This is a genomic window from Eisenbergiella sp. OF01-20 (genome assembly GCF_003478085.1).
Classification (GTDB): domain Bacteria; phylum Bacillota; class Clostridia; order Lachnospirales; family Lachnospiraceae; genus Eisenbergiella.
Map to the genome: position 1 here is coordinate 1 of NZ_QUES01000041.1, position 25,156 is coordinate 25,156.

Here is a 25,156-nt window from a genome sequence, read left to right on the forward strand (position 1 = left end):
GCCCGCGGAGCCCGCGCCGACCGCGTCAGAGCCCGCGGAGCCCGCGCCGTCTGCATCTGAGATAACCGAGACCGTATCGCCTGCAGCTGAGTCGTCTGCGTCCGCGCCATCCGCGACTGCAGCTTTAAGGAGTGTATCGTCAGCGTCAGCCTCTTCAGTCTCAGCAGTGGACCAGAAGTCCGCTTCCGGGATCATCCCTTCCCTAAGCGCGCAACAGTTTTTCCTTCATTCTACGTTTTCGAATGGTAGCTGTTCGCTCAAGGTGCTAGTTATAACGGAGAACAGTAGCTCTATAGATGGCGCGGATGTAACAGTGAGAGGCGTTACTTCCGGCACTTCTCAGTCCGGGAAGACGGATGGGACGGGGATGATTAATTTTGGGGGATTAAGTATGGGCGATTATGAGATCACAAGTACTGCAGATGGTTATTGGCCACAGGTACAGCTTGGTACGCTCAATTCCCCGGGCGTACGGAAGCAATACACTTTTGTTATGGAGTCCTTAACGGATCCGTATGCGATTTTTTTGCGTGTAAGTGATAAAGATACCGGCAAATATCTGAAAGGGGCAAATGTATCATGGGAAGGCCTTTCCACTAGCAACACTGGCACTCCTGTCACAGACAACTTCGGAATCATCCGGGTTTCGACCTCAGAGCGGGAGGATGTCCGGGTTACAACTACTCTGGCGGGGTATTTGCCGGACACACAGATCATACTTGAGGCCAGCGATAGGCTTCTGAATTACGATATCACCCTCACCCCCGTCCCCGCTCCCACCCCGCCCCCGATCCCGGACCGGCAGGAGGATGGGAATGTCTATGACGTTGGAAACAACGAAGCGGGCGATCCCCCTTCCCCAAGCAGAAAGGAAGTTGAGGATGAAATAACGGCTGTCAATTTCCGTGCCGATGTGCCGGAAGGATTTGCAGAGGATATAGAAATACGCCTAAACGGAAGCTCCTATTATCTGACTGCATGGTCCGGTTATTTCCTAACAATTGACCTGAAACCAAAGGATTATGAGGTAAAGGTGATGTTATCAGACGCCGTCGCCAGTCAATATCAGGCGGAGTATGTGGAAATGTTCAATCCAAAAACAGACAGGGACATCACTATTCGGATTGCGCATGCTTTGCCGGTTGAACCGGAAGAAGGCGGAGGGGAGCTTGTCAAAGAAGGGGCTGAAGTACCGAAAGACGCGGCGGAGCCGGAAGTAAATGATGCCAACACTCCCTTGCTGGTTGCAAAGACACCCGAGGATCATGACGAGAGTATGGCGGAAAGTAACGGTCAGGAGACAGCACAATCCCCTGACACGGAAAGAAACGAGACGAAGGGGCCCGAAACGGAAGCGGCAGCGGTCCCGGTTGAAGAGCCGGGCAATGCATTTGTGGCTAAGGCCGCCATTCTCGTATTGACCGCCGCCGCCCTAACCATCCTCATCGCAGCAGTTATGAGACGTAAGGCCATGAAGAGGAAGAAAAGAGAAAATCAATAAGGACGCTGACAATTAAGGCGGAACAGCGGAAGCAGCAGCTGCTGCTTCCGGCTCCGGAAAAATTCCTTCCCAAAGCAGTAAGCAGCTGAAAGCAGCAGGGCCAGGGCCGACAAACTGTCAACAAATTTCGTGGAAGCATCCAGCGGCTGGCAAATATCGAAAAGGGTCACCTTCGCACCGAGAAGGCGAATATTCGTATTCATCTATTTTACATGATGCCACATAAAATAGCTATCCTGTACCGGTTCAGACGATTCTGAACGGTTCCCTTTTTGTCTCTTTTTCCGCAATCTAAACTTGACAAAAACACTCCACTTTATTATAGTTAAGTTAGAAACGTAAAATTCATGTGCAGGACAGCCTGTTGCGCATGTGGAGCCTGCGTCAGGAAAAGGAGGCGTGCCATTGCTTATCACTCGTGAAACCGATTATGCGCTCCGCATTTTGCGGGCATTATCCCAGGGTGTCTGCCTGACGGTGGGAGAGATTGCGGAAAAAGAATCACTGCCTCATAAATTCACCTATAAAATCATGAAAAAGCTGGAAAAAGCCGGAATCATACGAATCATACGCGGAGTGAACGGCGGCTGCCAGCTGGATGCGGATTTGCATGGGATAAGCTTGTATGATCTGGTGAATGCAGTAGAAGCCAACGCCAGGCTGGCGGCATGTATGAATGCTGATTACCAGTGTGAATGGAGAGATAAAAACGGGGGGCCCTGCAACGTACACGGGCAGCTCGCCAAGGTACAGCTGGCGATTGACCGGGAATTTAGTTCGCGCAGTCTGTATTGGGTCTTATTTGGGGATTGATATTGGATTTTCTTATTTTTAAAAGTGGATAAAAAAAGTCGAGTTTTGCAGTATGCACAATCGGACACATATCTGCCGTATATCAGGCAGTAAACATATAGAGTCACTGATAATCCAATTCATAAAAAGGGGGTACAAAATATGCTTTATCAAACAACACAGGAACAGGAAGCATTCAGACAGAAAATGAGGGGATTTGCGGAAAGCGAAGTAAAACCAATCGCTTTTATGCTGGATCAGAACAATGAATTTCCGGCAGACGCTGTCAAAAAGCTGGGAGAAATGGGGCTTATGGGGATACCCTACCCCAAAGAATACGGCGGTGCCGGGCTTGATGTTCTCAGTTATGCCATTGCGGTGGAAGAACTCTCCAGAGTGGACGGAGGAACAGGAGTTATCCTTTCCGCCCATGTTTCCCTGGGATCCTGGCCGATTTTTGCTTTCGGCACGCAGGAACAGAAAGAAAAATATCTGGTTCCGCTGGCCAGAGGGGAAAAAATAGGAGCTTTTGGCCTTACGGAGCCTAACGCCGGATCCGATGCCGGCGGTACGGAAACTACTGCCGTGCTTAAGGGTGATTATTATCTGTTAAATGGTGGCAAAATATTTATAACGAATGCGCCGAAGGCAGATACGTATGTGGTGTTCGCCGTAACCACTCCGGATATCGGAACCAGAGGGATTTCTGCATTTATTGTGGAAAAAGGCTGGGAAGGCTTTGAATTTGGTGATCATTATGATAAAATGGGTATTCGGTCATCCTCTACCGCGGAACTGCTGTTCAATGATGTCAGGGTTCCCAGGGAGAATCTTCTTGGAAAAGAGGGGGAAGGCTTTAAAATCGCTATGGCAACCCTGGACGGCGGACGTATCGGCATTGCCTCCCAGGCGCTGGGAATCGCCCAGGGAGCGTTTGAGCATGCGCTGGAATATTCCAAAGAGAGAGTACAATTTGGAAAACCCATTTGTCAGCAGCAGGCGGTATCCTTTAAGCTTGCCGATATGGCGACCAAACTGCGCTGTGCACGGTTCCTGATATACAGTGCCGCGGAACTGAAGGAAAATCACGAGCCTTATGGGATGGAAGCCGCTATGGCCAAGCAGTATGCATCCGATATTGCCCTGGAGGTCACCAACGATGCCCTTCAGATTTTCGGTGGAAGCGGTTACTTGAAGGGAATGGAAGTGGAGCGGGCATACCGGGATGCCAAAATTACCACAATATACGAAGGCACCAATGAAATCCAGAGAGTGGTCATCGCCTCCCATCTCATCGGCAAAATGCCGAAGGATGCAGGCGGTGCGCCGAAGCTTATGAAAAAAGCGGCTCCCGTAACAGGCTACCGCAAGAAAATGATTCTTAAGGAAGGCAGCGCCAAAGAACGGGTGGAAGCCCTGGTAGCAGCCCTGCAAAAGGAAGGCTATGATTTCACGGTGGGAATTCCGGCCGATACGCCTATTCCCCAGGCGGAAAGAGTGGTTTCGGCAGGAAAAGGCATCGGCAGCCGGGAAAACATGAAGCTGATTGAAGACCTGGCTTTCCAGGCCGGCGCTGCGGTAGGTTCTTCCAGGCCCGTTGCGGAAACCCTGAAATATGTGCCTCTGAACCGGTATGTGGGAATGTCCGGGCAGAAGTTCACCGGCAACCTGTATATTGCCTGCGGAATATCCGGAGCCGTACAGCATCTGAAGGGTATCCGGGATGCCTCCACCATTGTGGCGATCAATAAAAATGCCAACGCCCCTATTTTTAAAAACTGTGACTATGGCATCGTGGGAGATCTGATGGAGATCCTGCCGCTGCTTACGGCTGCCCTGGATAATGGGGAAGCCAAAAAGCCGGCCCCGCCCATGGTAAAAATGAAACGGCCGCTGCCTCCCAAGCCCGCGCCGGTTGGAAGGATTTATACCTGCGGAGGCTGCGGTTATGAATACAATCCTGCTGTAGGGGATGCGGACGCGGATATCGCTCCGGGGACCTTGTTTGAAAAGCTGCCGCAGGACTGGGTATGCCCGGAATGTGCGGAAAGTAAAGATATGTTTATGTAGGCTGCGGCCGGAAGGAGGAATTAGTAATGTATTGTGTCAGAAATGTAACGGAAGATTTATACTGGGTGGGGGCCAATGATCACAGGCTGACCCTGTTTGAAAATATTCATCCCATTCCCAGGGGAGTTTCCTATAATGCATATCTGCTGCTTGATGAAAAGACAGTCCTTTTTGATACTGTGGACTGGTCTGCGTGCAGACAGCTTCTGGAAAATATGGATTATCTGCTGCAGGGAAGGGAACTGGACTATCTGGTGATTAACCATATGGAACCGGATCACGGGGCTTCCATTGAAGAGATCCTGCTGCGTTTCCCCAAGGTTACCATCATAAGCACCCCCAAAGCCTTTATGCTCATGCGCCAGTTCGGCTTTGATATCGATAACTATACACAGCTGGAAGTAAACGAAGGCGATACCCAGAGCTTCGGCCGACACACGGTTACTTTCGTGAATGCCCCCATGGTACACTGGCCCGAGGCAATGGTGACCTTTGATACCACGGACGGCATCCTGTTCTCCGCTGACGCCTTCGGTTCCTTCGGAGCCTTAGACGGCAAACTGTTTAATGATGAAGTGGATTTTGAGAGAGACTGGATTGACGATGCCAGACGTTATTTCACCAATATTGTTGGAAAATACGGCGCTCCCGTACAGGCCCTCCTGAAAAAAGCCTCCGGGCTGGATATTAAATTGATCTGCCCCCTCCACGGCCCCGTATGGCGTTCCAATATCGGTTATTTTATCGAAAAGTACGACCTCTGGAGCCGTTACGAGCCGGAGGAAAAAGGGGTAATGATCGCCTACGCCTCCATGTACGGCAATACGGAAGCGGCTGCACAGGCCCTTGCCGCCAGGCTGTGTGATAAGGGAATGACCAATGTGGCTGTATATGACGTTTCCAATACACATGTTTCCCAGCTGATTTCCGAAGCGTTCCGTTTAAGCCATATCGTCCTGGCTTCTGTGACCTACAATCTGGGAATTTATCCGGTTATGCACAGCTTCCTTTCCGATATGAAAGCGCTGAACCTGCAGAATCGCACCTTTGCCATTATCGAAAACGGTTCCTGGGCCTGCAAATCAGGAGACCTGATGCAGAAATTCATTGATGAAGAGATGAAAAATATGACGGTTCTCAATGAACGACTCTCCATGGCATCCACGCTGAACCCCGATAAGGTTTCCGAACTGGAAGCGCTGGCAGACGGGATTATCGCTTCCATAAACGGAGAGGAATAATTCCGGCAGGAAAAAGATACCGATCCTTAAAAAGAAAAGGTGGGCATTCCTTACTGGTGCTCACCTTAATTTTAATATATCCTTCCCCTGATTTTTTCCGTATTCAATCCCGCCGCACCTATGCTATACTAAGCGTATCTGAAAATTCAAAAAGGCAGGTATATACGATATGAGTAAAAAAATGACGGGTATCCCGCTGGAGGGATTTGCGCAGCTGTGCCGGGAAGCGGCGGCCCAGGGTGCGGTGCTGCTGAAAAATGATGACAATACCTTACCGGTAACTGACGGGGAATGCGTTTCTGTTTTCGGCCGTATCCAAAAGGACTATTACCGAAGCGGAACCGGTTCAGGGGGAGCGGTAAACGTACCCTACACCACAAATCTGCTGGACAGCCTCAGACAGTGTGAACAGGTGAAAGTCAATGAAGAGCTGGCAGGTATTTACGAAAACTGGATACAGGAAAATCCGTTTGATGACGGCGGCGGCGGATGGGCGGCGGAGCCCTGGAACCAGAAGGAAATGCCGGTAACGGAGGATCTGGTAAAGAACGCGGCTTCCCATTCCGACAAAGCCCTGGTGGTTATCGGAAGAACGGCAGGAGAAGCCAAGGATTACGAAGACCGGGAGGACGGCTACCGTCTTAACAGCCGGGAAAAAGAACTGCTCCGTCTGGTAACCCGGTATTTTAAGAAAACAGCAGTGATCCTCAACGTGACCTGTGTAATTGATATGGACTTTCTGCAGGAACCCTGTGAAAATCCCATAACGGCTGTGCTTTATGTATGGCACGGCGGCCAGGAGGGCGGCAATGCCGCAGCGGATGTAATCACAGGCAGGGCAACGCCCTGCGGGAAACTGGCGGACACTATCGCTTTTCATCTGGAAGATTATCCTTCCACGGCAAACCATGGAGGAGAACTGGAAAACATCTACCAGGAAGATATTTACGTGGGTTACCGTTATTTTGAAACCTTTGCCCCGGAAAAAGTGCGGTATCCGTTTGGTTTTGGCCTGTCGTATACCACTTTTGCGGTAAAAGCTTCCGGCGCCGGGGTACAGGACGGAGAAATCCGCTTAAAGGTGACGGTCAGAAATACCGGTTCCCGCTTCTCCGGCAGGGAAGCGGTGCAGGTATATTACGGCGCACCCCAGGGAAAGCTGGGCCGTCCGGCGAGGGAACTGGCGGCATTCGCCAAAACCGGCCTGCTCGCTCCGGGAGAAGAGGAAGAGCTGTGTCTTGCGTTCCCTGTCGATGTCATGGCGGCTTATGATGACGGCGGATATACCGGAAATAAATCCTGCTATGTATTGGAAGAAGGCTGTTACCGGATTTATGCCGGGACAAGCAGCCGGGATTTGGAGCAGGTGACGGTAGACGGCGCAGAAGGCTTACAGGTGGAAACCGCGGTGGTAACAAAACGGCTGGAGGAAGCCTGTGCGCCGGAGAAGGATTTTATCCGTTTAAAACCCGGGGCATGCCGGGCCGGCGGTGTTTATGAAAAGAGTGGGGAAGCCGTTCCCCAAAGAACCGTTTCTTTAGCGGACAGAATCCACGAAAATATGCCTCCTGCCCTTGCCGTGACCGGAAACAGGAACATCCGGCTGAAGGATGTCCGGGAAGGAAAAGAGACAATGGAGGCGTTTTTGGCACAGCTGACCCCGGAAGAGCTGGCTGTGATGGTACGGGGAGAAGGCATGTGCAGTCCCCGGGTGACGCCCGGTGTTGCTTCCTGCTTCGGCGGCGTGGGCAAATCCCTGCATGATACCTATGGGATCCCTGTGGCAGCGGCGGCGGACGGCCCCTCCGGTATCCGTATGGATGTGGGGGCCCAGGCTACCCAGGTGCCGATAGGAACCCTGCTGGCGTGTACCTTTGATACACCGCTGGTGGAAGCCCTTTATGAGATGGAAGGGAAAGAACTTCTGCGCAATGAAATCGATACCCTTTTGGGGCCTGGGATCAACATCCACAGAAATCCGCTCAACGGCAGGAATTTTGAATACTTCTCCGAGGATCCCCTGCTGACCGGCAAAATGGCGGCGGCCAATATCCGGGGCATCAGAAAAGGAGGATCCCATGCCACCATGAAGCATTACGCCTGCAACAGCCAGGAAAAAGTGAGAAGCAAAGTGGATGCCGTGGTTTCCGAACGGGCTCTCCGGGAGATATACCTGAAGGCCTTTGAGATTGCGGTGAAGGAAGGCAGAGGCAGCTGCGTCATGACGGCCTATAATCCGGTCAACGGCCATTGGAGCGCCTCCAACTATGATCTGAATACGACCATTCTCCGGAAAGAATGGGGCTTTACCGGGATTGTCATGACGGACTGGTGGTCTACGATGAACGACTGTGCGGAGGGCGGGGAAGAAAGCCGGGAAAATACAGCGGCCATGGTGCGTTCCCAGAACGATCTCTACATGGTGGTGGATAACCTGGCTGCGGAAGAGAACCCCATGGGAGACAACACGCTGGAAGCTTTACAAACAGGGAAACTGACACTGGGAGAACTGCAGCGCAGCGCCGCCAATATCTGCCGTTTCCTGATGCATGCGCCGGCTATGGAACGCTCTCTCCTGCCGGAAGAGGAACCGGAACTGATACCGGCAGATAAAACGGAAGGAACGAAACGATGCGCAGACCGGGGAGCCGTCCTGGAAACCGCCTGCAGGCTTTCCACACCCATGGATACCCCCGTCCGCTTCTGCGTGAAAACCCCCGGTATCTACCGGATACGTATCTGTATGAAAACAAACAATCCGGATTTCCGTGCCCAGTCCGCCTGCAATGCCAGCCTGAACGGCGTGCGTTTCCTGACACCCCAGCTAAATGGCACCAATGGTGTTTCCGTAGAGCGGGAAATGGGAGAGGTCAGGCTGGAAAAAGGAAGCTATGAGCTGTGCCTTACCCCTACTAAAATGCCGGGTATCGAAGTGGAATGGCTGGAATTCCATAAATAACCGGCTGCAAAAAAATGCCGCCTGGTGGTTTTAAACCACTCAGGCGGTATTTTTTATACGATATGTAATTGGATTCCTGCATCTTCGATAAGATGGATCCACTCTTCGGAAATTCCATTATCTGTGACAATTATGTCCAGTTCCGGGAGAGAGGCAAAAAAAGCGGTGCGGATCAGGCCAAGCTTACTGGAATCCACCAGGAGTATTTTAGTCAGGGAAGAGCTGATTACGGCACGTTTCGTAAGCACTTCGTAATTATGGGCACAGGTAATTCCCAGTTTTTCGTGAACTCCGGAAGCGGAAAGAAACAGTTTTGTGGCCCGGTGGCTTTTTATCAGGTTATTGGCTTCCGGTGATTCAAACATCTGATCCTTCGGATGGTAATAACCGCCCGGGAAAATAATGGAAACATCATTTTTCTGTACAAGCTGGGACAAGATATAATAATTATAGCAAAGAATGGTAAGTCCCATATTTTCGGGAATATATTTGGACATTTCTCCGGTGGTGGTACCGTTGTCTATAATTAAAATATCACCGGGAGAGATAAGGGATACGGCAAACTTCCCGATCCGGTTTTTCTCCGCGGAATATTTGGCCCTTTCTTCGGAAAGCTTGTATTCGTGTTCTATATTATTGATATTGTCCAGGCGGTTGCTGCTTTTTATGAAATTCAAATCTCTTCGGATTGTCATTTCAGATACATTGAGAATGCCGGCCAGATTTCTGACAGACAGATTCGGCTGTTCATTCAGCAGTCCGACCATTTCATTCAGGCGGCGCTCTTTTTTATTCATGCTGTATTTTCCTCATTTGCTGGATTTCCCTTATTATACCAAACGGGAAAAAAAGTGTAAAGTTATGTGCATTGTTGTTTGTACGCTGCCGAATGGATGGCACTTCGGATCAGCGCATTGAAATCAGCTGCATTCCAGGCGCTTCTTCCCACGAACAGTCCATCGACAGAAGGCTGGAGAATCAGTGCATCCGCATTGGAGGGGTTGACGCTGCCGCCGTACAGAAGAGGGATTTCCCTCCCATCGGTACCGGCTATTTCATAAAGGGTATTACGGATTAGTTCATGTTTATCCCGGGCATATTCCACAGAAGCCGGCTGCCCGTTTATACCTATAGCCCATACCGGTTCATAAGCGATCCAGAGGCGGCCGGTCAGGCCCGGAGGAATGTCCTTGAGGCCGGTTTTTAACTGGATACGTAACGTTTCATCACTGATTCCCCAGTTTTTTTCCTCTTCCGTTTCCCCTACGCATAAAAGTACCGTGAACCCCGATTTCAGGCCGGCAATTACCTTTTGGTTGATCATGGCGTTGGTTTCGCCGAAGACATGGCGGCGTTCGGAGTGTCCAAGCTCCACGATGGAAATACCCAGCTCTTGCAGCATCAGAGGGGAAATTTCTCCTGTAAACTGCCCCTTTTCTTCCCAGCACATATTCTGGGCGCCCAATAGGAGCCGTTTATGCCGGAGGGAACGTACGGCATCCGGCAAAGAAGTATAAGAAGGGATGACGAAAAGCTGCACGGTTTCCGGATCCATATCTGCTGTAAGCTGCTCCAGTTGGCTCAGATAGGAGACGGTTTCACGAATCCCTTTGTACATTTTAAGATTGGTACCAAAATATAATTTTTTTCCAGGCATTTTTTATCCCTCGGTTTTCTGTAATTCCTGTAAATAACGGTACATGGATGTAATCAGGATGGAGACTGAAGTGGCCCCTGCGTCCTGATAGCCGATGGCGCGTTCCATAAGGGATTTTGCCCGTCCGAACCGGGCGATGTAATTTTTGGTATTTTCCACCCCTTCTTCCGCTGCTTTCGCCGCAGTTCCCAGCAGCGCCGTAAGATCGGATCGATCCGAGGTTTCCATGGCAATAACAGCAGGCTCAAGAGCATCAACCATTGTTTTGTCTCCTACGTTGGCTTTGCCTCTGGCTTTTATCGCTTCCAGGGAACCCCTCATAATACAGGTAAAGCCATCGCCATCCAAAACAGACAAAGGGGAAAGCCCTTTTATGCCGCCAAGGAACATAGAACCAAAAATGACTCCGGATGCACCCCCCATAGAATTCAACATAGCCATACCGGTGGTTTTAAAAACAGTATTAATGTCAGGAAACGGACGTTTTTCACGCAGTGCCTTTCCTGCCTTTTCCATTCCTCCCGCCATACCGATCCCATGATCCCCGTCGCCGGTTTTGCTGTCTACCTCCGTAAGAAAGGGTTTATTGTCAATGATTGCCTGACAGGCGGCCAGAATCATATCTGTAGTCTGTTCGATAGTAATTTCTTTCATTCTTTTATTTCTCCTCTCGCAAAATAAGGTGAAAAACAAGGAGCACTGTAATATTTTTTCAACTCCTGATCCAGACGGAGGATTGATATGGAAAACCCGCCCATTTCCTGACAGGTACACCAGGATTTTACCTCAGCATCATAAACCCGCAGGCCGTCTGCCTTAAGCCGTTTGTCCAGCTCATAATAGGCGATTTGCAGCTCCAGAAGCGTTGTGGATCCGAGCCCGTTAACCAGCACGGCAATTTCTTCCCCTTTTTCCAGACCCATTTCCGATTTCAGTTCCGTATACAGCCGGTCAACAAGCAGGCCGGCGGGCTGCATTTGTGTTCGTTCAATACCAGGCTCCCCATGAAGGCCCATACCAAATTCAATCTCTGTATCTCCCAGTTCAAAAGTTGGTTTATCAAGCCCGGGGATGGAGCCGGGGGAGAGCGCCAGGCCTATGGAATTGATATGCTCTCTGGCTTTGGAAGCAATACGGGTTACCTCCTGCAGATTCAGCCCCGCGTCACAGGCGGCTCCCGCTATTTTAATAACGAAGACATCTCCGGCGATACCGCGGCGGTCCTCGATCCGCTCTACAGGGGCGGATGCACAGTCATCCCACACCCGGACATGGGCAGTGGGAATATCATCCATTTCACACAGTTCTTCAGCCATGTCAAAGTTCATATTGTCTCCTGCATAACAGCCATAGATAAAGAGGACCCCTTTTCCTTCATGTACAGCCTGCGCCGTTTCATAAATAAGCTGAGGATTGGGGGATGCAAAAATATTTCCACAGGCTGCTGCATCTGCCAGACCGGCACCCACAAATCCTGCAAAGAGAGGTTCGTGGCCGCTTCCTCCGCCGATTACCAGGGAAACCTTATCCTTTCTGCGGTTTTTGTACAAAATCCCGTGATGGTTTTCCGGCAGACTTTCGTAATACCGGGAATAGGCGGACAGATAACCGGAAAGCATTTCCTCTACAACATCCGATTCCGCATTCATGATTTTTTTCATATGTAACCTCCTGCGTACCTGTTTTTGGTGGCAATTGCTTATGGAGCAAACGTTTGGAAAATGAACCGTGAAAGTAAAATAATGTGTGATTTTATGTAACAGCTCAAACTTCGCAGATGCAAATGGCCTTCCGCCCGCGAAGTTTGAGTAACTGTTCAACTTTTATTATACTACAGTAACATAAAATGTCCATAAAATTGTTATTTTTTGTTAGAAACAAACAAAAATATGTGACAAAATTGTTCATTATTACAAGAAACACAAAAAGTAAAATGTGAGACTGTTTTTGTTAAAAAAACTAACAAACTGTGCACTATGCTTAAAAATAGTGTTTTTAATTTCTAATTAGGAAGCTTTTAGATACAGGGGTTATAGAAAATTACCAAACAGACAAAGGGTAAAGAAGGTAACAAAAATAATGATACAAATAACAAAAGCAACAAAAATGTTAGCGATAGTAACAAAAAACGGATTTCCACAAGTTGCGGAGGAAACAGTTTTGTGGTAGTTTACAGGTAAGGCAAAGCCATGGCGCTGGAAAATGAACAAAAATGTGAGTGTTAACAAATGTGTATCACATCGGCAGGAAGCGGTGTGCGAAAGTATAATTATTCAGATAAGGAGGGCAGAGGGGGATTTTTCAAAACAGGAGCATATCAGGAACAGTTACACACATTTTACAAAAGAGAGGGAATAGGAATGGCAAAATTAAACAAAAAGCTCTATGTCCGCGTATTTGCAATCGCAGTTCTTATCTGCCTTATCAGTATGATTGGGGCAAATGTGGTAAATACAAACTTCGGATCAATAGAAGTTATGGACTTGAATATTGATGACAGCAACGGTAATAACATAGCATGTACGATATACCGGCCGAAAACGGCAACTGCTGACAACCCCGCCCCCTGTGTAGTTACCCTCCATGGCAGCTACGACAGCAAGGAAACTCAGGATTATACCTGCCTTGAACTGGCGCGCAGAGGGATTGTAGCGATTACCATGGATTGTGACGGTCATGGGGATTCGGCAAATTACAAAACAAATCCCATGGATGCATTTTTTATGGTAACGGCAAATCCGGGAAGCAATTTTGAGGATATAACCACCAGCCCCGGTTCCGGTATGTGTGATGTGGTCAATTATGTGTATAACAGTCTGGCCTTTGTTGATAATTCCCAGATAGGAATAACGGGCCATTCCCTGGGGGCTAAAATGGCAAATGCCTGTCTGGCATACAATAAAATCCAGGAATACTACGGCGGCGTTAATCAGGTGGCGGCGGTATTCCTTATGGGAAATCAGCAGTTGGCCGTGGATGGGGTATGGCTGGATCATCTGAATTACGACCCGGATGACACCCCGGACAGCGGGGATGAAATCCCTCTGTATTATGATGTGGATTATGGTGTTAACGCCGGTAAATACGATGAAAACAATTATTCCACACCGGACGCCGGCGCTCCCAAGAATTTCTACAAATCCAATAATGCCCGCACGATGATCAATGAGCTGGATAACTATAATCTGGGAGAAGGGGAAGCGGTAGAGGTTGATAAAATATATAAAGGCACCGTTCAGGGGAGCGATGAAGAATTCATCCGTGTTCTATACACACCCACGGAGACACACATACTCAACCATTATTCCCTGGCGACCACAGCAAACCTGGTAGATTTTTTCCAGAATGCTTTTGAGGCACCCAACCCGATTTCGAATTCCAATCTGACAATACAGTTTAAATGGATGTTTAATACGCTTGGAGTGGCGGGATTTTTCATGGCGGTGGTGTCCTTCGGATGTATTCTGCTTACAACTAAATACTTCGGAACACTTACCGTAAAGAAGGAGGAAGAAATATATGTGCCTGCAGCTCCCAAAGGAGCCGGAAATACGGCATTATATTGGATTCTTTTGGCAGCGGGTGCGGCTGTTCCGGCCTCCTTTATGCTGAAACTGGAATCCTGGATTGGCGGGCATTTGGGTGAAATGGGTATCTCAAGATGTCTGTTCGGTACCAAAATATGGCCTCAGGGCCTGACCTTGGAGCAGGGGATGTGGACAGCCAGCGCAGGTCTTGTGGGACTGGCATTGTTCCTTTTGGGATATTGGCTTATCGGAAAGAAAAATGGGGTGAAACCAGAACAGTGGAATCTGAAAATCAGCCTGGGCGGAGCTGGCAAGACCGTACTCCTGGCTGCGGCAGCAGTAGGAATGGGATATGCGATCACGCTGTTTGCTAAGTATTTTTTCCAGGTGGACTTCCGGCTGATGAGCTATGTCGTAAAGGTGCCTTCCAGTGATGATTTCCTTGTTGCATTACGGTTTATGCCGCTTTTCGCAATCTTCTTTTTTGCGAATGCCCTGTGCCAGAACCTGAGCAACATGATTGCCGGACGCAAAGAATGGCTGAACATCCTGATTTGCTGTGTGGCAAATATTGCCGGTCTGGCAGTTATCTGGATTATCCAGTATTCCGTATTTATTGGTACAGGTGTGCTGAAACTGAACGGGACCAGGGTTATGCTCAGTTGGCCTCTGTTTATTAACCTGTGTATTTGTACGATAGTAAGCAGAATTTTCTATATAAAAACAGGCAAGGTATACACAGGAGCATTGATTAATACCATTATGTTTGCCATCATAGCCTGTGCCAATACAATGACGCTGGTATGCAATAACTGGTGGTTCTGATAAGGTAACAGTTCAGAACTGTCTGAACTGTTACGAAGAAAGGCGGTTGTGTACATGAAAAGCTTTACAGTTATCATAGGCTGTGATAATGCGGCTGTTGAATTGAAGGAAGTTGTGAAAGCATATCTGGATAAAAATAAGGTCCCTTACGAAGACATGGGGTGTGACTCGCCGAAGGATCCAACCGTTTATCCTGAAATAGCACGAAGGGTATGCGAAAGGATCATGGAAAGCGGCTATCAGGACAGGGGAATCCTGATCTGCGGAACCGGAATCGGAATGGCCATATCCGCAAACAAGTTCCCCGGTATCAGGGCGGCCGTATGCCATGACATATTTTCCACGGAACGCTCCATTCTCAGCAATAATTGTTCTGTAATGTGTATGGGAGAACGGGTGATAGGAAAAGAACTGGCAAAAAAAATGGTGGAAACATGGATCAGCCTTGAGTTTGCAGACGGAAGCTCCACACCTAAGGTTAACGCCATTATGGCAATAGAAAAAGAAACCATGGTGGAGCCGGATAAATTAGCTCATACAGAAAAGAAAATCGGATAAGCAGGCAGCTTATACTTATCCTGTCCCCTTTGGGCGTGCGGAGAAATCCCGCACGCCCTTACTATTGCCCGGAGGTAACAGTTCGGACGGCCCTTTACGTCCGGAGATTTAGATCCGGCAGTTCTTTTAAAATATACTGTCTATTCAAATACACATATGGTAAACTGGTAAAAATATAAGTGACTGTATAAGTACGGAACAGTTACTGGAATAATTATAAAATGCGGAGAGAAAACATGCGGACAAAAGATATGACAACCGGTTCCCCGGCAAGGCTGCTTTTACAGTTTGCCCTGCCGCTGATGCTGGGAAATGTTTTTCAGCAGTTTTATACCTTTGTGGATACGATGGTGGTGGGGCAGGCGCTGGGGGTCAAGGCCCTTGCGGCACTGGGAGCGGCGGAATGGCTGACCTTCCTCATGTTCGGACTGGTCCAGGGGCTGGTCCAGGGATTTTCCGTGGTAATTGCACAGCGGTTCGGAGCCGGGGACGAAAGCGGGCTTAAGAAAGCCTTGGGGGGAGGTATCTGTTTATCCCTTGCCGCCGCCTGCCTGTTTCTGGTGATGGGGCAGATAATACTTCATCCCCTTTTGCTCCTTCTTGGCACACCGGATGAAATTGCAGGAATGACGCTTATTTATCTGCGGATTCTTTATGGAGGGATTCCGGCGGCCTTTGCCTATAATCTGCTGGCGGCCATCCTGCGCTCTCTGGGAAACAGCAGGACGCCCCTCCAGGCTATGACGGTGTCTTCCTTCTGCAATATCTTTCTGGATATTCTTTTCGTCTTTGTGTTCCGTTGGGGGATTCAGGGAGCCGCGGCGGCTACGGTGCTTTCCCAGGTGCTGGCAGCCCTGTTCTGCTTCATAAAGCTGAAAGGAAGCGGGCTTATATCCCTGAAAGACAAACGCTGCCGGCCGGATCGCACCATGCTGGAGGAACAGCTTAGGCTGGGCCTTCCCATGGGGATTCAAAATATGATCACGGCTATGGGCGGCCTCATCGTGCAGTCCGTGATTAACGGCTTCGGCGTTCTGTTTATTGCAGGCTATACGGCGGCGAATAAGCTGTATGGACTGCTGGAAACCGCCGCCTCCTCCTACGGCTACGCCATGTCCACCTATGCCGGACAGAATCTGGGGGCCGGACGGTATGACAGAATTGGAAAAGGCTTGCGGGCCGCCAATATCATAGGTGCGGTCACCGCGCTTCTCATGTCGGCTGTCATGGTCCTTTTGGGAAAGCCGATACTGTCCTGTTTTATTACCGGGGACACAAATGTGGTGGAGGCGGCGATGGGGATAGGTTATCATTTCCTGTTGGTGCTGGCTGTTTTTTTCCCGTTTCTCTACATCCTTTATGTTACCCGTTCCTGCATCCAGGGAATGGGAAATTCCCTTCTTCCCATGATATCCAGTATGGTACAGCTGCTGATGCGTACCGGCTGCGCACTGCTTCTCCCGTCCCTGATCGGGGAATCCGGCGTTTTCTATGGGGAGGTATGCGCATGGCTGGGGGCTGATTTGCTGCTGGCATTCAGTTATTTTTACTGGATCAGAAGGGTTAAGGCAGCAGCCGGGCAGGGAAGAGGCGCGCTCCAAACGGAAGAATGATACAGAAACGTAAAATAGGATTCCATTTCAGAATGCAGTAGACTAGACGCATATCTTGCGGATAGCAATTTTCGAACATACTTACGGATATGGGTTGTTATTTTTCCCGCTTTCTTCTATAATAAAAAGGCGCTGCATGAAGCGCGTCAGGGAATAACCCCGCTGCGTCCGGCCGCGGGAAGGAAGCAGAGGTAAATGCGAGCTATATTATGAAAGAGGAGCATTATTGCGTTACTCTATCTAATCATGCGGCATCAGAAGAAACGAAGGAATACAGCATGAATAACACACCCATCGCGCCTTTTATTAAATGGGCGGGCGGTAAAAGGCAGCTGCTTGGGCAGATATGCGCAAAGCTGCCGGACAAATACAATACCTATTATGAACCTTTTGTAGGGGGAGGGGCGGTGGTTTTCGCCCTTTGCCCCGAGCGTGCTGTCATTAATGATATCAACCCGGCTCTGGTCAATGTATACAGACAGATCAAAACAAATCCGGAAGAGATGATTGCCCTGGTGGAGCGTCTGGATGAAGAAGCAGCTGCGGACAGGAAAGCCTGTTACTATGCCCGCCGGGAAATATACAACGGCAAGATGAAGAAGAATGAATATGATGTGGAACTGGCGGCATTGTTTTTATATATGAACAAGCACTGCTTTAACGGTCTGTACCGGGTGAATGAAAAGGGGTATTTTAACGTCCCTTATAATAACAGCAAGGCCCGTTCCTGCAGTCCGGAGAATATCCGTGCGGTATCGGCATATCTTAAGAAGGTGACAATTCTGGAAGGGGATTTTCAGGAAGCCTGCAAGGGGGCGGCAGAGGGGGATTTTGTGTTCTTTGACAGTCCCTATGCCCCGCTGAATCCCTCTTCTTTTGAGTCATATACCAAGGAGGGCTTTGATGTGGAAAGCCACAGGAGGCTGGCGGAATTGTTCCGGGAACTCACACAGAGAGGCTGCTGCTGTATGCTGACCAATCATAATACCGATTTTATAAATGAACTGTATGAAGGATTTTCCAAAGAAGTGGTCGTGGTAAAGCGTAACATTAATTCCGACGCCAGCAAGCGGGTGGGCGAAGAAATTATCATAACGAATTATTAGGAGAGACAGCCGCCCATACTCCCGCAGCGCCCTGCGGCGGTATGGGCGGCTGCCGGAGTAGAAATATGGATAAAATACTGCACACCAGGCGTAAGCCTTATTATAAAACCGAAAAGGAGCTGCTCTATCTGGGAGACAGCTTTCGACTTCTTCCTAAAATGGAGCCGGAGAGCGTGGATATGATTTTTGCGGATCCCCCCTATTTTCTCAGCAATGACGGGGTGACCTGCCAGGGCGGAAAGATGGTATCCGTTAATAAAGGGGATTGGGATCAGGGAATGGACTGCAATTCCAAACACGCCTTTAACCGGAAGTGGCTGCGGCTGTGTAAAAAAGTCCTGAAGCCCGACGGCTCTATCTGGATATCGGGAACCCTCCATAATATTTATTCCATCGGCCTTGCCCTGGAGCAGGAAGGCTATAAAATCATCAACAATATAACCTGGCAGAAAACGAATCCGCCGCCGAACCTGGCATGCCGCTGCTTTACGCATTCCACAGAGACGATCCTCTGGGCGCAGAAGGACGGCAGGAAGTCCCGCCACCATTTCAACTATGATTTGATGAAGGCGGAAAACGGCGGGAAGCAGATGAAGGATGTGTGGACAGGGAGCCTGACCAAAGCTACGGAAAAGAAGGAGGGAAAGCATCCCACCCAGAAGCCGGAATACCTGCTGGAACGGATTATCCTGGCATCCACGGAAGAAGGGATGCTGGTAATGGATCCCTTCTGCGGCTCAGGAACTACGGGAGTGGCGGCCAAACGGCTTGGAAGAAGATTCATCGGCCTGGAAAGGAAAGAGGAATATTTGGAAATCAGCCGCAAACGGCTGGAAAAAACAAAAAAGAGGGCGTAAAGCATACCCTATTAGAAAATGAAAATCCGTATCCCGGCTGCTGTATCCTGAAAGAGGATAGAAAGCGGTCCGGGATTTTTTTGGGAATCGTATGGCGGCAGAGCGAGTCAATCGTTGTTTATTCCGGAGGTAACAAGACAAACGGATACCTCTTTCCTGCGGCCGTTAGCAGCCGCGGGAAGAAGAAAGTCATAAAAAAGCGGAAAAGACTTGAAATAATGTAATAAAAAAGATAAGATATAACTAATATATTACTGGTATGATTAAAGGAGAAAATACTATGCAGATGGCGGAAGAAGTAAACTTTACTACGGAGAAGAAGGAATTGCTTTCAGAGAAAATCCACGATGAGATCCTGGAGCTTATCATAAAAAATGCGACGGAAGAAGAGCAGGTCCTGAATGAAAAACGTCTTGTGGAATTATTCGGGGTTAGCAAAGCCCCTATACGGGAGGCTTTAATCAAGCTTTGCAGCGAAGGCGTGCTTAAGAATATTCCCCGTTACGGGTATGTGGTGGTTAAAATGAAGGAAAAGGATGCCAGGGATATTTTAAAGATCCGCTGCATACTGGAGCTTGAGGCCTTGAAGGACGGCTTTGAAACAATAGTCCAGTACCACCTGGATGACATCAAAAGGCATATCGATAATGCGGCACTTATGCAGCAGGAACCTGTGGATGTCTGGAAGGTATGGGAGGACAACGAAGCCTTCCATCTGCTGCTGGCTTCTTATGCGGATAACCAGCTTCTGATTAAATTCCTGAAGGAAAGCCTCCGGATCCAGAAGCGTATTTATGCCCAGTTTTCCTGGAACAAAAAACAGAGTATGGACGACCAGCTCGATAAGGCGCCCCATGTGGGGATTTATGAGGCTTTATGTGAGAAGAACCTGGAAAAGGCACAGGAGCTTCTGCGGTGTGATATTACTTCTGTGCTTTAAAAGAATTGTTACTTTCAGTGAGATAAAAGATAAGAAATCAATATATTAGTATTGCATTGCATAATGAACTGTGATAACAGCGCGCAGAATGGGAAAAGAATATTTCTGATACACCTGCCGTAATAAACAAAGTATTCCATTGGCACCAATTATGGATTTTGTATAAGAAATAGAATTGTAACTATTCAGTCAGGACTGCGCATTGACCGCACAGACTGTAAGAAAGTGATTCAGGAGTGCCAAAATCCATCGCCGAAGGCGATTTAGGCAGTAACCTTGAAAGAACGGAACAGTTACATAGAATCAAGTAATGGAATTGACAGGCCGGTGTTTTGATTCCGGCCTGCAGAAGTTATACAGATAATTTACAGATTATATTTTTGGTAATAATTTTTCCGCAAGTTTTCATCCGCGGCAATGTTGGGAATCTCTGTTTCCAGACCGTCACGCAGTAAAAATGTAATCAAATCTGCCATCTTTTTTTCACCAGTCGATTCCCCGTCTTCATGCTCACGTCGCAGCAGTTCTTCGAATTTCATGTACTTCGCCTCCCATTCACGGCTCTTTTTCAGTTCACCAATCCTCTGATGGATTCGTACAAGCGTAGTATCCTGCATTTTCTCCACAGCGGCGTCCGTCGAATTCTCAATATACTGCAGAAAATGAATTAATACTGCAGGTACGTCCGGACCATTGCTTCCTTTAGTATTCAAAAAAATCTTGCAGGTACCATCGCCCAGCGGTCTCCCCGTTTCCTGACAGTTGTTTTCAAAGGTATAGCGGTACAGGTTATTTTCAAAAGGATCAAAGGTACAGATAAAAATAATATAACTGCTTCCCAGGCTTTTGAAATCATCTCCAGGTTTCAGGGACTTTACATCGATTTCCGCCTGATATAAACGGCTTCGTTTGGGAAGGCTGTATTTGTCCCCTTCATTCTGCATTTCCAAATCATAATCGACATGGGACTGGTCGGCGGCATAGACATCAAGACGGATACTTCTGAAATCGGAACTGAACAAAATACTTTTTTCCGTTTCCACTTTTACCGGCCCTAATGGTTTCCCGATAATCAGTTCCAGTATGATCTGGCACAGCTCCGGATCGTTCAGGGCGAGGGCGAAAAGAAAGGCATTGCTTAGATTCAGATCTTTAAAGCTCTGTTTTGTTTTCATGACTGCTCCTTCTGCGCATAGCGCGATATTTCCGATGAAATATCCTGTATGTCAGCAGGGGCATCACTAAAATATTCTTTTCCTGATTCAATTATAAACTATAAAATATTATGAATCAACCGTTTATTCCCGCGGGCAACAAGTCAAACGGACGCACTTGTATAGAACCGAAGGTTCTATTATCCACTTGGTGCCGCCGCGGGGATTAAATACCTAGCGGCTTGCTGCGGGGTATTTGACTTGTTGCGAACCTTATTTATGAAAGACATATTCATTAAGTCTTTCCATAGCTTCCACTACCAGGGAATGGGGAAGGGCGAGGTTCAGGCGGATGGCATAAGGCCTGTGGAACGGCCGTCCGTCCTGCCAGATAACGCCTACCCGGATACCGGCGCGGATAAGCTCATCCATGGACAACTGATGTTCCCGGCAGAATTTTTCACAGTCAAGGTACAGCATGTAGGTCCCTTCCGGTTTGGCAAGCGCTACGCCGGAGAAATGGGTAAGAATATATTGGTAAGCATATTCCACATTTTCCGTAAGTACCTGGCGCAGTTCATCCACCCATTGATAGCCCTCCGGCTGATATGCGCCGATTAATGCATGCATGGACAGGACATTCATGCTGTTGTAATGGGACAGCTCCGCCTGTTTTCTTACCCGGTCACGCAGGTAAGGATTATAAATAATATGATAGGATCCAATCAGGCCTGCCAGATTAAAGGTTTTGGAGGGTGCATATACTGCAATAGTCCTGTTCTTTGCATCGGCTGAAATACTTTGTGTGGGAATGTGTTTATGGCCTGCCAGCGTGAGGTCGGACCAGATTTCATCGGAAACCACCACACAGTTGTTTCTGGCATAAACATCCATTGCTTTTTCTATTTCCTCACGGCTCCATACTCTTCCGCAGGGGTTATGGGGGGAACAGAATACGGCAAAGTGGATGTGGTTTTCCTTCAGCTTCCTGTCCATATCTTCATAATCCATGCGCCATACCCCTTCTTCATCACGCACAAGATCACTTAAGATGATTTTGCGTCCGATGCTTTCCAGCGCATGAGTGAAACCGATATAGGTAGGGGAATGAAGGAGCACGGCTTCGCCCGGGGCACTGAAAGCCTGGGCGGCGGAGGATACGCAGCCCAGAACACCGTTTTCATAACCGATTGCCTCCTTTGTCAGGCCCTCCACACCATTCCGCTTATTCTGCCATTCAATAATTTTCCCGTAATATTCTTCCCTGGGATCAAAATAGCCAAAGGCGGGATGTTTTGCCCGTTCTATGATGGCGTCCTGTATGGTGGGAACCGTAGCATAGTTCATATCCGCTACCCACATGGGAATTTTGGTAAAACCATCCGCTACCTGGGCATTGTCAAAGGGGATGACATCCACGGCGATGGAATCCTTTCCCTGTCTGTCAATAATGGATGTAAAGTCGTATTTCATGGTATTGTCTCCTTTGTATGGGGTTTTTTCCTATGCAACCAGTTTACTATTCCCGGGGAGGATATTCAATGGGGAGTTTTGGGCAGGGTGCAGCGGCGCGGGAATAAATATATCTTATACATACCAATAAATATATTATTTCACTTTACTTGAAAAATAGATTATTATTAAAGAACTGCGTCTAGTTAGGGCAGGACGGCCTGAAGCCTGGCCTGATCGTAACCGGGGCCTGCGGGAAACAGCACAAAAGCAGAAAACAGGGAGAAATCAGCATGAAATTATTAGTGATCGGCGGGGTCGCAGCCGGAACCAAAGTCGCGGCGAAATGCAAGAGAGTGATGCCGGAAGCGGAGGTTACAATCGTAACCAAAGGCAGGGATATTTCTTATGCGGGCTGCGGTCTGCCCTATTACATTGGGGAAGTAATAGAAGGAAAGGAGCAGCTCATTGTCAATACACCGGCCAAGTTTTCCGCATTGACAGGGGTTCTCGTGCAGACGGAAAGGGAGGTTACCGGTCTTGACAGCGCGGGGAAAAAGGCGGTGGCCAGGAATCTCCGTACCGGAGCGGAGGAGATCTATGAATATGATACCTGTGTGATAGCTTCGGGTGCTTCTTCGGTGGTTCCGCCGCTGGAAGGCATCAGGCTGCCGGGGGTATTTACCATGCGTACACCGGACGATGCCATAGAAGCAAGGGATTACCTTAAAAGTAACCAGGTAAAAAAAGCGGTGGTTGTTGGCGGAGGTTTTATCGGCCTGGAAGTAGCCGAAAACCTTCTGGGTCAGGGGATTTCCGTTACGGTAATGGATATGGCGCCGCAGATAATGCCGGGGTTTGACCGGGAAATGGCCGATTATGCCCGGCGCCATCTGGAAAAAAAAGGAATCCGGGTACTGACCTCTACCAAACTTGAGGGAATCACCGGTGCGCAAAAGGCCGAGGGAGTAAAGACCGATAAAGGCTTTTTGCCGGCAGAGCTGGTGATTTTATCTATCGGTATCCGTCCTAATACGGGTTTCTGTAAAGATGCGGGTGTGGAGATGTTTAAGGGGACTATTCTCGTAGATGAGAAAATGCGTACCAATCTTCCGGACGTTTATGCCGCAGGAGACTGCGCTATGGTAACGAACCGCATGACCGGTGAACGGCAATGGTCCCCTATGGGTTCTTCCGCCAATATGGAGGGACGTACGCTGGCTCTGGCGCTGGGAGGGGAAGCGGTGAGCTATCCCGGTGTACTCGGTACAGGAGTGGTAAAGCTTCCCGGGCTGAACGGCGGACGTACCGGACTGACCGAGGAGGCGGCAAAAGCGGCCGGGTATGATGTGGAAACCGTTCTGGCGGTTACCGACGACAAGGCACATTATTATCCCGATTCTTCTTTCTTCGCCACAAAGCTGATTGCGGACAGGAAAAGCCGCCGTCTGCTGGGTATCCAGGTATTGGGGCCTGGCGCGGTGGATAAGATGACGGATATCGGTGTGATGGCCGTGACCTTCGGCGGCACGCTGGATCAGATGACCTCCCTGGATTTGGCATACGCGCCGCCGTTTTCCACAGCGATCCATCCCTTTGTAACGGCAGTGCAGATTCTGCTGAATAAGCTGGACGGCGTGATGGACAGCTTTACGCCTGCAGAATATATGGATGGTGCAGCGGCCGGGTACCGGGTGATTGATGTGAATCCGGCAGGGCCTACTATTCCCGGGGTTACCTATGTGGATTTGAACAAAGTACAGGGGGAAATGCCGGAACAGGGATTCTTTGGAATGGGAAAGGAAGAAAAACTGCTTCTTGTCTGCGCGAAGGGAAAGCGCGCTTACCTTCTGCAGAACAGGCTGAAGTATTATGGCTATACCAACACAAAGGTTCTGGAAGGTTCCTCTTTCTTCAATGTGATCCGCACCGGAAGCGCGGCGGGTAAGGTGACGGTATCGCCTGAGGATATCACACGGGTGAAAGCGCTGGGCTGCCTGCACAACAAGGGTACCAATAATTTCAACGTCCGTGTCATCACCAGAAACGGTAAGGTGACAGCGGAAGAGAACCGGTGTATTGCGGATGCCGCCGCTCTTTACGGAAGCGGTGACGTGGTGATGACCACCAGGCTCACCATGGAAATCGTGGGAGTCCCTTATGATAAAATAGACGAGCTTCGGGATTTCCTGGCCGGAGCGGGACTGGAAACCGGAGGGACGGGATCCAAGGTGCGTCCTGTAGTTGCCTGCAAGGGTACGACCTGCCAGTACGGCCAGCTGGATTCTTATGCGCTCTCTGAAAAAATACATGAACGTTTTTATCACGGCTATTATGAGGTAAAGCTTCCTCATAAGTTCAAAATTGCGGTTGGCGGATGTCCGAATAACTGTGTAAAACCGGATTTAAATGATTTTGGTATTGTCGGACAGCGGATTCCCTCTTATAATGTAGATATCTGCCGTGGCTGCGGCAAATGCCAGATTGCGGATATCTGTCCCATGGGAGCGGCACAGGTTACGGACGGAAAGCTGGTAATCGACGGGGATACGTGTAATAACTGCGGACGCTGTATCGGAAAATGCCCGTTCCATGCGGCGGATGAAGGGACCTATGGCTACAAGGTTTACATAGGCGGACGCTGGGGAAAGAAAACTGCCCACGGCCAGGCGCTGGACAAAATATTTACCATCGAGGAAGAAGTTCTTTCCGTATTGGAAAAAGCGATTCTTCTTTTCCGGGAACAGGGTAATACGGGAGAACGTTTTGCAGATACGGTAAACAGAATCGGATTTGAAAACGTACAGGAGCAGCTTCTGGGGGATGAGCTTCTTTCCAGAAAAGAGAACATCGTCGGTGCAAAACTGCACCTGAAAGGCGGAGCGACCTGTTAAATAAGAAGCC

General features: G+C 49.0%; 19 protein-coding genes. 12 read left to right on the plus strand and 7 right to left on the minus strand.

From position 1 onward, the window contains the following. Positions 1–262 precede the first annotated feature (262 nt). A complete protein-coding gene (locus DXA36_RS28110; RefSeq protein ID WP_330425116.1) occupies positions 263–1,501 on the plus strand; it encodes a carboxypeptidase-like regulatory domain-containing protein in 1,239 nt (412 codons plus the stop codon). Here DXA36_RS28110 and DXA36_RS28115 read toward each other — a convergent pair. Next, a complete protein-coding gene (locus DXA36_RS28115; RefSeq protein WP_118682588.1) occupies positions 1,495–1,704 on the minus strand; it encodes a hypothetical protein in 210 nt (69 codons plus the stop codon). The genes DXA36_RS28110 and DXA36_RS28115 overlap by 7 nt on opposite strands. Before the next feature lie 196 nt (positions 1,705–1,900). Between DXA36_RS28115 and DXA36_RS28120 the strand changes: the two genes are divergently transcribed. From DXA36_RS28120 to DXA36_RS28135, 4 genes are all read left to right on the plus strand, one after another. Beyond that, positions 1,901–2,314 (plus strand): RrF2 family transcriptional regulator, encoded by a 414-nt coding sequence (locus DXA36_RS28120; protein WP_243114762.1) that lies wholly within the window; start codon positions 1,901–1,903, stop codon positions 2,312–2,314. A gap of 141 nt (positions 2,315–2,455) precedes the next feature. Next, on the plus strand, positions 2,456–4,363 hold the full coding sequence (locus tag DXA36_RS28125; protein WP_118682590.1) for an acyl-CoA dehydrogenase family protein: 1,908 nt from the start codon (positions 2,456–2,458) through the stop codon (positions 4,361–4,363). Positions 4,364–4,389: 26 nt separating this feature from the next. Next, positions 4,390–5,604 (plus strand): FprA family A-type flavoprotein, encoded by a 1,215-nt coding sequence (locus DXA36_RS28130; RefSeq protein WP_118682591.1) that lies wholly within the window; start codon positions 4,390–4,392, stop codon positions 5,602–5,604. 169 nt (positions 5,605–5,773) lie between these two features. Beyond that, the gene (locus DXA36_RS28135) at positions 5,774–8,563 is read left to right on the plus strand and encodes a glycoside hydrolase family 3 protein (RefSeq protein ID WP_118682592.1); all 2,790 of its coding nucleotides are present in this window, start codon (positions 5,774–5,776) and stop codon (positions 8,561–8,563) included. Positions 8,564–8,616: 53 nt separating this feature from the next. Here the strand turns inward: DXA36_RS28135 and DXA36_RS28140 are convergent, their stop codons facing one another. The 4 genes from DXA36_RS28140 to DXA36_RS33725 form a co-directional block, all read right to left on the minus strand. Further along, a complete protein-coding gene (locus tag DXA36_RS28140) occupies positions 8,617–9,360 on the minus strand; it encodes a DeoR/GlpR family DNA-binding transcription regulator (RefSeq protein WP_118682593.1) in 744 nt (247 codons plus the stop codon). 62 nt (positions 9,361–9,422) lie between these two features. Then, positions 9,423–10,220, minus strand: a complete 798-nt coding sequence (locus tag DXA36_RS28145) for a triose-phosphate isomerase (protein WP_118682594.1) — start codon at positions 10,218–10,220, stop codon at positions 9,423–9,425. A gap of 3 nt (positions 10,221–10,223) precedes the next feature. Next, positions 10,224–10,874: a dihydroxyacetone kinase subunit DhaL gene (gene dhaL, locus DXA36_RS33720; protein ID WP_243114763.1), complete on the minus strand. Its 651-nt coding sequence runs from the start codon at positions 10,872–10,874 to the stop codon at positions 10,224–10,226. After that, a complete protein-coding gene (locus DXA36_RS33725) occupies positions 10,871–11,881 on the minus strand; it encodes a dihydroxyacetone kinase subunit DhaK (protein WP_243114764.1) in 1,011 nt (336 codons plus the stop codon). The genes dhaL and DXA36_RS33725 overlap by 4 nt, the downstream gene beginning before the upstream one ends. A gap of 699 nt (positions 11,882–12,580) precedes the next feature. Here DXA36_RS33725 and DXA36_RS28155 point away from each other — a divergent pair. The 6 genes from DXA36_RS28155 (at position 12,581) to DXA36_RS28180 (ending at position 19,646) form a co-directional block, all read left to right on the plus strand. Next, entirely contained in the window at positions 12,581–14,572 is a 1,992-nt protein-coding gene (locus DXA36_RS28155; protein ID WP_182479295.1) for an alpha/beta hydrolase family protein, read from the plus strand. Positions 14,573–14,626: 54 nt separating this feature from the next. Continuing rightward, entirely contained in the window at positions 14,627–15,130 is a 504-nt protein-coding gene (rpiB, locus tag DXA36_RS28160) for a ribose 5-phosphate isomerase B (RefSeq protein WP_118682596.1), read from the plus strand. 236 nt (positions 15,131–15,366) lie between these two features. Continuing rightward, the gene (locus DXA36_RS28165) at positions 15,367–16,743 is read left to right on the plus strand and encodes an MATE family efflux transporter (protein WP_118682597.1); all 1,377 of its coding nucleotides are present in this window, start codon (positions 15,367–15,369) and stop codon (positions 16,741–16,743) included. Between the two features lie 278 nt (positions 16,744–17,021). After that, positions 17,022–17,849, plus strand: a complete 828-nt coding sequence (locus DXA36_RS28170) for a DNA adenine methylase (protein WP_118682598.1) — start codon at positions 17,022–17,024, stop codon at positions 17,847–17,849. Positions 17,850–17,914: 65 nt separating this feature from the next. Next, on the plus strand, positions 17,915–18,706 hold the full coding sequence (locus DXA36_RS28175) for a DNA-methyltransferase (protein WP_118682599.1): 792 nt from the start codon (positions 17,915–17,917) through the stop codon (positions 18,704–18,706). 280 nt (positions 18,707–18,986) lie between these two features. Then, positions 18,987–19,646 carry a GntR family transcriptional regulator gene (locus tag DXA36_RS28180; RefSeq protein WP_118682600.1) on the plus strand — a complete coding sequence of 220 codons (660 nt, stop codon included), beginning with the start codon at positions 18,987–18,989 and terminating at the stop codon, positions 19,644–19,646. Positions 19,647–20,011: 365 nt separating this feature from the next. Here the strand turns inward: DXA36_RS28180 and DXA36_RS28185 are convergent, their stop codons facing one another. Together DXA36_RS28185 and DXA36_RS28190 are read right to left on the minus strand one after the other, a co-directional pair. Further along, complete coding sequence (locus DXA36_RS28185; RefSeq protein WP_118682601.1) at positions 20,012–20,821, minus strand: Rpn family recombination-promoting nuclease/putative transposase; 810 nt, start codon at positions 20,819–20,821, stop codon at positions 20,012–20,014. A gap of 252 nt (positions 20,822–21,073) precedes the next feature. After that, complete coding sequence (locus DXA36_RS28190) at positions 21,074–22,273, minus strand: MalY/PatB family protein (protein WP_118682602.1); 1,200 nt, start codon at positions 22,271–22,273, stop codon at positions 21,074–21,076. A gap of 272 nt (positions 22,274–22,545) precedes the next feature. Here DXA36_RS28190 and DXA36_RS28195 point away from each other — a divergent pair, with 272 nt between their 5' ends. Beyond that, entirely contained in the window at positions 22,546–25,146 is a 2,601-nt protein-coding gene (locus DXA36_RS28195; protein ID WP_118682603.1) for an FAD-dependent oxidoreductase, read from the plus strand. The last annotated feature ends 10 nt before the right edge of the window (positions 25,147–25,156 follow it).